The 10,772-nt window shown below is 69.3% G+C and carries 6 protein-coding genes and 1 pseudogene; all 7 read right to left on the reverse strand.

Annotation, left to right across the window (positions count from 1 at the left end):
• Positions 1-3 precede the first annotated feature (3 nt).
• Complete coding sequence (traN, locus tag Q4F91_RS07785) at positions 4-2,463, reverse strand: conjugal transfer protein TraN (protein WP_303336426.1); 2,460 nt, start codon at positions 2,461-2,463, stop codon at positions 4-6.
• On the reverse strand, positions 2,460-3,797 hold the full coding sequence (locus tag Q4F91_RS07790) for a hypothetical protein (protein WP_303336428.1): 1,338 nt from the start codon (positions 3,795-3,797) through the stop codon (positions 2,460-2,462). Before Q4F91_RS07790 ends, traN begins: the two co-directional genes overlap by 4 nt.
• Before the next feature lie 54 nt (positions 3,798-3,851).
• Positions 3,852-4,781, reverse strand: coding sequence for a hypothetical protein (locus tag Q4F91_RS07795; protein WP_303336430.1), 930 nt, complete (start codon positions 4,779-4,781; stop codon positions 3,852-3,854).
• A 57-nt stretch (positions 4,782-4,838) separates the two neighbouring features.
• A complete protein-coding gene (locus Q4F91_RS07800; RefSeq protein WP_303336432.1) occupies positions 4,839-5,825 on the reverse strand; it encodes a hypothetical protein in 987 nt (328 codons plus the stop codon).
• A 71-nt stretch (positions 5,826-5,896) separates the two neighbouring features.
• Entirely contained in the window at positions 5,897-7,009 is a 1,113-nt protein-coding gene (locus Q4F91_RS07805; RefSeq protein ID WP_303336434.1) for a TraU family protein, read from the reverse strand.
• Positions 7,006-8,475, reverse strand: a complete 1,470-nt coding sequence (locus Q4F91_RS07810; RefSeq protein WP_303336436.1) for a hypothetical protein — start codon at positions 8,473-8,475, stop codon at positions 7,006-7,008. The genes Q4F91_RS07805 and Q4F91_RS07810 overlap by 4 nt, the downstream gene beginning before the upstream one ends.
• Positions 8,472-10,772, reverse strand: a pseudogene (locus Q4F91_RS07815) (hypothetical protein); the annotation flags it as partial. The pseudogene Q4F91_RS07815 and the gene Q4F91_RS07810, both read right to left, overlap by 4 nt.

A 10,772-nucleotide genomic window follows, 5' to 3' on the forward strand; every position in this document is an offset into this window, starting at 1 on the left:
TCATCACTCGGCCTCCTCAGTGGAGCCCGAGGTCGCCGCGCCCGTCGCGACGGCGCCGGTGCTGCCGGCGACATTCCCCCAGACGGCGGTCGTGCCGGAGAGCATCTCGGAGACGCGCTCCTCGGCGCGGGCGATGACGGCATCGTCATTGACATAGTCCTCGGTGACGGTGCCCGAGGAGAGGGCCTCCCTCACGATGTCGGCGACGAACTCGCTGAAGTCCATCGCGCTGAAGTCGAGCTCGGCGAGCTCATCGGCGGTGAAGCCCCGCGTGTCCGGAACCTCCGCCGTGCCCCAGCCGCGGCCGAGCTGCGGGCGGCCCTGCTCGTTGATGATCCGCGCGAGCTTGGAGTTGAAGCACATGTACCTTTCCTCCCGCTCCGTGCAGCCCAGCCCTGCAGTGTGCTTCGTGCAGATGGTCCCGAGGTACCTGCAGAGACGCTGCCCCTTCATCATCGCGACGCGCTGGTCCTCGGCGCGGCAGCTTGACCACTCGCCGTAGAACTTCATCGCCGCGGCGATGGCGAAGCCGCCCGGGGAGAATTCGAACGTCCACCCGGTGGCGGACGAATAGGAGAGCGTCGCGCCCCAGTAGGAGAAGCTCGGGTTGTAGACCCCGTTCGGGGCGTCGCCGTAGAGGTACTTCAAGAGCCCCGCAGTCTTGTCGGAGTAGGCGAGGAGGTCGTAGACGAAGGGGGAGCCGAGGTACTTGACGAGCTGCACGCCCGCGTCGAGGCCGTACTGGAGCGAGAGCGCATAGGCCGAGCTGTTCGTGAGCGTCGCCGTCGTGTCCTCGCGGCAGCAGGAGGACGCGCCGTAGCGGTCCCGGCAGCCGATGGCGATGCCGGAGAAGAACTCGTCGGCGGAGACGTCGCCGTAGACGCCCGCCTGGCGGGCGATCTCCATCTCGACCATCGTGGTCGCGAAGTCCTCGTCCGGGTCGTCGTCCGTCTCCATGCAGACGCCGGCGATGCAGGTCTGCCCCGAGCAGGCCGTGCCCGTGGTGGTCGTGGTTCCCACGGTAACGCACTCGTAGACGCGCGTCGGGCGCGGGCAGTCGGTCTCGCCCTCGGGACAGCTTTCCGACACGAGCCTGCAGGAGGAATCCTTCTCTAATCCCTGGCACTCGTCCTCGCCCGCCATCGGGCAGGTGTACGTATGGGTCCAGGTCCAGCAGTCGCGGTAGACGGGCTCGCCGTCCACGTACTTGATCCCGGGTCCGTCGGTGCAGGTCTTCGCGGTCTCGGCGCAGGCGGTGTTCGCCTCATAGGCGCTGCAGGTGTCGACGGGCGTGGCCTCGACTTCCGTGACTGTGCCGAGCTCGACGGCCTCGCCGGCGTCTTCCGAGGAAGTACCCGCGCCGCACCGGTAGACGGCCGTCGATTTGATGCACTCGCCCGCGGCGTTGGTCGCCTCGCAGACGGGCTCGCTCTCGAGCGTGCAGGTGCCGGACTCGGCGAGCTTCTCGAGCGCGGCGCAGCCCTCGGTGCCGGTGCCCGAGCAGGTGTAGGTGACGTCCCACTGCTTGCATGCAATCGAGACCTCGGACCCGTCGGCCGCCGTCACCGTCTCGCCCTCGACGGCGCAGGTGCGGGCGGTCTCGGAGCAGGAGAGGCCGTTCGCCTCCTGCTCGCGCACGGCACTGGTGCAGGCCGAGTCGTCGACGATGACGCCGCCGTCGGGGAGCACTTCGGAGTCGCCCTCGGTGATGCCGTCACCGTCGACCGTCGTGCCGGTGCACTTGTACGAAGCCGTCCAGCGCGTGCAGGTCCCGGACGAGTCCGTCTCGGCGCAGACGGCGTCCGAGACCTTCTCGCACCCGGCGGCCTCGAGCTTTTTGCAGGTGGAGGCCGCTCCCGCCGACGGGCAGGAGACCGTGAGCACCTCGCGCCAGCAGGCGGGGGAGGCCGTGACGGTTTCCCCCGAGATGTTCTCAACGCTGATCTCGCGCGGCGTCGTGTCCGTGCAGGTGCGGAACGTGACCGAGCACCCGTCTCCGAGGTCAGTGAGTTCCCCCGAGGCGTCGAGGGCCGCGCCCGACTCGGCCGCGTACGAATAGGCGATGGTGATGACCGGGTCGTCGACGGTGATGCCGGCGCCCGAGGGTTCCTCGGTGCATAAGAGGTCCTTCTTCACCGCGATGCAGCCCTCCACATCGTCGGATTCGGAGCACACTTCCTCCACCACGGAGCATGTGGCGGGAAGGCTCGCGGCAGAGCAGCGGCCGGCCTCGGGGCTTTCAGACACGCAGGTGTACGTCTCCTCCCAGCGCCAGCATTCCTTGCTGACGGTCTCGCCCGCGATCACGCGGTCGGCGGAGTCGGCGCAGACGCGCCCCGAGAGCGTGCAGGTGCGGGCCTCCGCGTCCTGGGACGGCAGAAGGAGGAGGGGAGCGACGGCGGCCGCAGTGAGAGCTGCGAGGGTGGCACGGGACAGTGCGGATGAACGGAGATTCATGGTCATTCGGCTGCCTCCGTGCTTGAAGCGGTTTCGGACTCGATGCCGCTGCAGCCGTCGGTCCAGGTCTCGGTCATGCCGCCGCCCTCGGTGTAGCCGGTGTAGGCGATCAAGGCCGAGACGCTCCCCATGAGCGAGCGGTTGTGGTAGACCCGGGCCGTGCCGCGGGCGACGCAGGAGAGGCCGTCCGAGCTCTCGGTGCAGGTGTGCTCGGTCACCTGGTACTGCACCTTGCAGGTGCCCGTCTCGTCGGAGAGCTGCGGGTAGCTCATCTTTCCCCACAGATCCGCGGCGGGGAAGCCGTTGAGTTTCATCGTGAGCACGCGCATGTAGTCGCTGTCCTCGAGCGCGCACGTGTGCGACACGGTGAGCGTGTCCCCGAGCGGGCAGCTGTCATTGAAGAGCGACGTGTCGCCCGTGGCCGTGACCGAGTCGACCTCGCCCGCGGTGCAGGTGGCCGTCCCCGAGACCGTCAGGATCTTTGAGCACGTCACTTTCTCGACCACCTTCTCGGTCGCCTCGCACGTCGCAGGGAACACGGCCGTGGCCGTCGCCGACGTCACCACCGTCTCCTCGGACACAGGGGCGAGCGCCTCCTCGTCCACGTCGCAGGTGTACGCGGTCTGCGTGACCGTCGTGAATTCCGTGGTAATGGGGCAGGTGAGGGAGGACTCTTCGGAAGGTTCGTTCGTGCACTGCCAGCGCGTGAGGGTCCCGATCACGGTGTCCTCCCAGCCCGTGAGGCACGTGAAGCCCGCGTAGGGGGTGCCGACGGCGCAGGTCTTCTGCGTCACCGTCTCCGGGATCTCCACGGTGATGTCGCGGCAGGTCTCGGTGCCGCCGGAGGTCGATGAATCGTCGATCGCGTCGATCACGGCGTCCCTCTGGTCAAGAATCTCTGAATCGATGGTCGGCCGCTCGGGGAAGCCCCGGTCGAGGATCTGGATTGCCCGGCACTCGGGGTCCTCCTCGCCCCGGCAGCCGATCGTGCGCACGGTCGCCGGCGTGTAGATGTCGCCCGTGCCTTCCTGCCAGATGTCCTCGATGTCGGCGACGGACTCGCGCATCTGCGTCCCCGTCCCGCCGAAGGCACTGATCACCTCGTCCTGACGGGCCGAGGAGTCATGGAAACTCGGAACATCAATCGCCTGCGCCGCGCGCACCGCGGCCGCGGCCTTCTCCGCCATCTCCCCGGCGGAGGTCTCGGCCGCCCCGGAGGGCGTCGCGACTCCGAGGAGCCCGATCATCGCGAGCACCGACGGCACCGTCACCGCGGCCGCGGCCGCGCCGATCACGGCCGCCCACATTTCGCTCCCGGGGTGGTTTCCCACGGTCCTCATTTTTCCCTTGTCTTCCAAACGTTTCGTCTCATTCATCTCTGTCGCCCTCCGGCATTACTTCCCGAGCACCGCCGCGCGCATCTGCGCCGCGGCCTCGCGCTGCCTTTCCCTTGCCGAATGGCGGCGTTCACGGTCGGCATCGGTGCCGAGGCCCTCGAACTTCTCGATTCCGTCGAGCCTCGCGAGCCTTTCCGCGGCGATCCTGCGGACGTCCTTGGCGTTTCCGTCCTGCGCGGCAAGCTCGAGGAGCGCGCGGGGCTTCACGTCGCCGGGGAAGACCTCGACGGTCCTTTCTCCAAAAATGACGAGCGCGGGCACCGGGGGCTCCCGGTCCATGCGGTCGCGGACGGCGTGCCACACTTCGGACGACACCGTCCAGTTCGAGCGCGTGCGGGCGGCGGTCTGCGTGATGGCGGCCCAGGCCTTCTTGTCGAGCATGAAGGGACCGCTCTCCATGGGGCGGTTCTCCCGGATCGCCTTCGCGCGGGCCTCGGGGGTTCTCACGAGCACGGGGAGCCCGGAGAGCACGAGCGGGATGCCGAGCCGCCCCATCGTGCGGGCGATCACCTCGCGGTTCGCCTTCGGCACCGACGTGGCCATCAGCATCACCACCGACCCCGGGTCGGCCGACGCCGGAGAGATTTCGTCGGAGCCGTTCGCGGCGTCCCGGGGCATGAAGCCGAGCGCGTTCAGGGTGTCGAGCCCCGGCGTGACGGCCTTCACGGGCTGCATGGAGAGTGTCAGATCCTCGACGGGAGCCGTGACCTCGGGGATCTCGTGGAAGTCCGGAGCTTCGCGTGCCTCAGCCGCGGCGATGAAGCCGGCGGGCACGAGGAGCGCCTCCTCGGCCACCCCTGCCGGAACTCGCTCACCCGCCTCGCCGACGGCGGCGTATGCGAGGAGGCCCGCCCCGAGGAGGGCGAGCGTGAGGGAGCAGAGGGGAACGCTGCTGAAGCGGGGGAGAAGTTGTTTATCTCGTCTCATCTTTAGTCAAACAGGTCAAAAAGTCGTCAATTCTTCGGAAAACCGGTCATTTCGCTTTCATTCGGCCCGGGCGGTCATGCCGGCCCCGGGAGCCCCGGCCTCATCCAAGGGCCCGTCGAAGTCGTCCGTCACCGGTCCGGTCACGACCTCGGTGCGGCACTCGATCGCGGTCATCCCGACCCGCACCTCGGCGGGCAGTGCCCTGATGCCGAGGCGTCTTCTGATCGAGCCCGCCTGGTCAAAGAAGAGCCTCAGATCGATTCGACCGGTTTCGGAGGCCATCAGCCGCCGCATGGGCGTGAGCCGCCCCTGCAGGAGCACGACCTTGGGACACGCCGCGCCGAGGCAGCCCGCGTCCGCGGCCTCCCTGAGCTTTGCGAAGGCCCACTGGCGCTGGGCCGCGTCGTCGCCGTTGATGAGAAGGAGCGTCCGGAGAGCCTTGTTTCCGGCGTTCCCGCCCGCTTCGCCGGCCGATCCGTTCGAAACGACGGCGGCCGAGGTCTCCGCACCCGCGAGCGCAGCGATCACGTCCTGGGCGGTACGGGTGATCGACCCGAAGCCTGACGAGATCCTGGGGATCTCCTCGGTCCAGGCTTCCTCGGTCTGTGCGCGGCCGAGCTGCGAGGCGGCCCGCGGGGCGTCGGCCCAGCGGGTCATGCGGGCCTTCGTCTCGGCGGTTCTCTTTGCGATCTCGCCCGTCTCCTCGAAGTGCTTCACCTGCCGCATCACCACCTCCGCATAGTCGGGGAGGTCGTTCTCCCAGACGGGCCCGAGGGGCTCGTGCATGACGAGCTTTCTGCCGTCCTCGTGCACCGAGGGGCAGGCGGGCGAGATTTCGGCGAGCTTCATCATCGGCGCGCCCGGCATCGCCGAGGCCTCGCCCCATAGCAGCGCCGCCATGACGAGCGACAGGGGAAGCGCGAGCGAGAGGGCGGCGAGGGCGTTCCGCCGGCGGATGAGGCCCGCCGACTTCGGGAGGTGGGAGAGTGTCTCCGCATTCGCCGGGGTGATGCGGACCCGGATGTTCTTCAGGTGTTCCTTCATGGGTTGTCCTTGTTGGATGTCGAGGGTTGTCTTATCGAGGTTCTTCGAGGGGCTTACGTCTCATTCGGCACTCATTCGGCACGGAGAGCCGCGATCCCCTCCGCGGTCGATGAATGGACGGACGCCGTGGCGACGTCGGTGCCCGAGACCGCGACGCAGCAGTCGCGCTTCCTCCAGAGGAGCACCGCGCCGTCCTCGCCCGTGTAGGGCCAGGACTTGCCCGAGCCCCAGATCGCCGTTGACCGGCCGAGCGGCTGGCAGCAGGCGCCGGTTTCCTTCGAGGTCGTGCGCGAGGGGTAGATCAATTGCGTCCTCCAGGCGGGCTTCTCGAAGATCGGCTGCCAGTAGGGGCCGCACTGGCCCTTCTGCCCGTGGGCGGTCCAGAGCACGCCCTCGCGGGTGAGCTTCTGCGCGAACCGGTGCGCCATCAGGTGCCAGGCCTGCAGCGGAGAGTTCTGACCCGCCATCCAGCCCGAGAGCGGAAAGACGGAGCCCTGGCAGCCCGAGCACCAGTAGAGGGTCTTCTCGGACGCGCCGGCGGAGGCGAGCACGCAGTCCACCGCGCAGACGCCGATCGCGGCTCCGGAGGTGGTGAGCGCGGCCTCGGGCGTCAATACGAACGAGAGCAGCGTGTCGTCCCAGAGGGGATCGAGTTCAGAGAGGTAAGCGAGGTCCCAGGGCGCCTGCTCGAGGCACTGGTGGTCGAGCAGGGTCTCGAGCACGAAGAGCCAGGGCGAGTGGTACCAGTGCACCTGCCAGAAGGCCGTGCGGCGGGTGGTGCCGAAGCGCTTCGGCGTCCTGCCCTGGTCCTTGGCCCTCAGGTCCCCTGGCTCCATCTCGAGGCCCCCGAGCGACGGGAAGCACCACGAGTGGCGCACGACCTCCGCGGTGCGCAGAGGCTCCCAGAAGGAGAGCGAGACGCCGACCCTGAGATTCACGCCCGTGCCGCAGGAGCAGACGGGCTTTGCGTCGGTGTCGTAGTCGGGGAGCGACCCGGACTTCGCGACCGTCGCCCCGGCCGCCGTGATCGGCAGCAGGCACGACCAGCAGATGTCGGTCACCGGATTGATGATCCTTCCCGGGCAGGAGGCGGTGGCGGCCTGGGCCGGACCCGCCGGGATCGCCAGAATCAGGGGAAAAGCCGCCGCGAGCGCGGCCGCGGTCTGTCTGAACCGGCTCGTCATCGCGATTCACCTCCGTCCGTCATGAAGGCGGCGAGCATGGCGTTCCCCTCGATCCCGGCGACGCGATCGCTCTTCATGTCCGCCTTATCTGTGACCTTATCTGCGGCCTTTGCGGGAGCCTTCGGCTTCTTCGGTGTCACGGGGGCGCTCAGCTCCGCCCGCTCGGCGAGCGTCGGGAGCCTCACGGGCTTCCTCTCCCGCGCGCCCTTCTGCCCGGCGAAGCGCCGGTCGGCGATGCTCTCGAAGCCGGCGACGCTGTCGTCGCGAATGCGCTGGAGCAGTTCCCTGCGGGACTTGATCAGGTTCCTGCGGGCGGCCTCGAGCGCCTCGCGCTCGTCGCCGGTCGCCTCGGGCAGAGGCCGGGCGGGGATCCCGAGCAGCAGCCGGTACGCCCGGTGGAAGCTCAGCCGCAGCCCGGGCGGGAGCTTCCCGAACCCGTTGAAGGTCACAATCAGGGCGTCGATGCGGCTCACGAGCCCGATCTCGGCCATCGTGCGGATCCACATCGGCATGGCCTTCAAGGCCGAGACGCGCTTGCGCCCGAGCGCCGCCGGGGAGATGAGTCCCGTCGAGGCGGTCACCGTGAAGCCCCCGAGCCGCGGCTCGATCAGCGCCGGGTACCAGTCCGTGGCGAGGAGCGACGGGATGAACCCATTCCAGTCCTCTATGTAGGGGATTCTGAGCGCCGCAAAGGGATTTCCCTTCATGGTCGTGCCGACGTTCACCACCGCGATCTGCGGGTCCTCGAGCCACAGGTCGTGGACGAGCTTCACCGTGTAAGGGTTGAGGCCGTTGACGAGAAGCAGCGGCCGCCGCTCGCGCCACACCGCCCCGACCAACTCAAGCTCCTCGCCCGTGTATCCCTGTCTGCTCCCGAGGTCGCGGAGCGCGGCCGTAATGCTCCCGCCCGTGTCGGGCGAGAGGCTCCTCGCCCAGCGCACGATCCCGAGCGCCCAGGCCGTCCGGCGCGGGATCACGTGACCGTCGTGGACGCCGTCGAAGGGAAGCGGCCGGCGGTTGCCGAGCACCTCGGCCGCGACCGGGCGGTCGACGTCCTTCACGGCCCGCTCGGCGGCCCAGTCCCCGCGGTGGCGGCGGAGCATCCCGGTCATCCCGCTCCTCTCGCGCCGGGCGCAGCTGAGCGCCTCCGCGAGCACGGCGGCGGCCTCGGGGCGGCTCATGCGCCTCGAGGCCCTGATCACGTCCTCGTACGGGACGGCGCCCGCGGCGAGGCACCGGGCGACGAGCATGTGGAGCACGGCGTCGACGGTGACGTCACCGGCCTGCCCGGACCAGCAGCGCATCGAGAGGGCGAGCCACTCCATCACGTCGTCGACCGCGGGGCCGACGCAGTCCTGCCGCATCGCCTCGAAGGCATGGTCGTAGTTCTGCACCGTGGGGTTGAGGGACTTGGTCATGTGCCTCACGGGCCTCGCCGCGGGCGGCGTTTCCTGCTGATTCGTCATCGCTTCTCTCCGTTCTTCAGGGGCTCGGCGCCCGTGCTCTCCATGAGACCGGGGAGCATTCCGAGCAGGCCCTCCAGGGTCTCCGCCCGGGCCGGTGCCGCCGGAGCGACGGCCGGGGGCTTTGCCGCGCCCTCCGTGAGGCGCTCGTAGATGCGGCGGGCGCGCTCGTGAAAGCTGCTGTCGAGGATGTCCTCCGTCCGGGGCATGGATTCAGCCTCGTCGGCCCTCCCGAGGAGCGTCCTTCCGGGCATGAGGTCCGCCCCGCGCGCGCCCGCGGTGCGGGTGGCGCGGTCGAAGTCGGTCGCCCACCCTTCCTTTACCGCTTCCTCGAGGATCGAGAGCTCGGCCGTGCCGACGCCGAGCCGCGAGAGCGTCTCCTGCGTGAGGTCGGCGAGGCCGCGCCTCTCCGGGGCAAAGAGCACCGCGCGGGCGTCGATCACGGTGACGCCGCGCTCCCCGGCGACGGCGCGGATGGCGCGGTCGATCGCGTTCGCGTCAAGGCCCTTGAGGTCCGCGCGCTCGGGCATGCCGGGCCGCGCGTGGGCGATGCGCATCAGGGCCACGCGCTCGCGCACGAGCTCGCGGTCCACGACGGCGAAGGCCTGCCGGCCGGTGAAATGGCTCGCGACAACGAGCCCGAGCGCGATCACCGAGAGGACGAGCGGCAGGACGCCCCAGTCGTTCCTGCAGACCTTCGGGTCGATCTTCGGGGAGGCTGCGGGGACGGACGGGCGGCGCTTCTCAGCGGGCGGCGGGAGAGCCGCAGCCTTTTCCGGAGCCTTTTCCGCGGGCGGCGGCAGCTGCTTCGCCGCGGTCTCCCGGGCGGGTGCCGCAGGAGCCGGCGACGGGGTCTCAGTCGACGCCGGTGATGCGGCATCGGTCCCGACGGTGCTCTCGTTGCGCGCAACGGCAGGGGCACCCGGTTCCTGAGCGGGCGCCTGAAGGGCCGGGGCCGGGGCGCTCTTCGGATCGGTGACGGTGAGCACGGCGGATTCGCCAGGCTCCTCGGGCTCCTCGTCCTTGTAGGTCGCGAGGTAGTGGCGGTGCGTCGCGGGCTTCGCAAGGACGACGGAGCCGGGCTCGGGGTCGGCCTTTGCAGCGGCGATCACCTCGGCCGGGGACGGAACGGGAGCGGGCTCGGCCGCAGGCGTCTCCTCCGTCGCTCTCTCCGCGGGAGCGGCATCCGGGACCTCCCCTGGCTGATTCGAAGACTTCTCCGCGGGCTTCTCCGCTGTCGCCGTCGCGGCCTTTTCAGCTTCCTTCTCCGCCCGTCGGTCGAGCCTGGCCTTGAACTTCCGGCACTCGCCGTCGGCGCGCTCCATCGCGCGGCCGATGCGGTCAAGCCGCGCGTCCCCGGGGTCCTGCGCCCGGATCGCGTTGAAGACATTGCGGAGCCTCCAGTACTCGTCCGTCCAGCCCTGTAACCCCGCGCGATCCTCGTCGCCGCCCGCGCGGGCGAGGATCTCCGGGGTGACAACCTCGCTCTTATCACGCTCCCAGGTGCCGAGCGCCTGGTACTGGGCGATGAGTTCTCCGATTTCCGTCCGGACGGACTCCGGAGCGGGCTCCTCCTCGGAGTGCCGCAGCAGCTTCACGCCGTCGCCGGGTTCCTCCGGCAACGGGATTCCATTGTCGAACGCTTCTCGGATCTCGTCGTCACTCTTCAGGAAGTCGAGCTCCGTCAGGTCCGTCATCGGGCGGAGCTCGTCTGAAGCGGGCACGGGTTCCTCGACTCCCTCGAGCTTTTTGAAGCCGGGGATGTCGGAGTCCGTGTCGAAGCCTTCGACGACGGAATCTTTCCTGCCGGCCGCTTCGTCCTCGTCCGTCGCCTCATCCTTCTCCTTCTCCTCGACCTCGGGCGCTCCGGTGCTGCCTTCGCCGCCCGGCACGTCGGCCGCGCTCGCGTACTCGCCCACGAGGCCCCCGGAACCGCGGGCCTTTCCCCGGGTCCTTGAGCTCTTTGAACTCTTTGAGCTCTTCGAGTTCTTCGCCCGGGACTGCGGCTGCGTGGCCGCCGTGGTCGACGGGCTCTCCGGGCCGCCCTCGGCGGGGGCGGGCGGCGCGTCGCCGAAGGCCTCCGCCGCCTGACTGTCATCAGGGGCGGGGGCCTCCTGCTCTTCCTTCGCGTTCTTCGGCTGCTTCTGCGATTTCTGCGCTTTCTGCGTTTTCTCAGACTTCTGAGAGGCCGCGGGCTCCTGGGCCTTCGCGGCAGCCCGGGGCTTCGCCTGGCCGCCTGCTTTTCCGTCGTTCTTTTCGGCGTTCTTTCCGCCGGTCTGCTTCGCCGGCGTGCTCTTCTG

The sequence above is a fragment of the Sutterella sp. genome (assembly GCF_030539355.1).
GTDB lineage: Bacteria > Pseudomonadota > Gammaproteobacteria > Burkholderiales > Burkholderiaceae_F > Sutterella.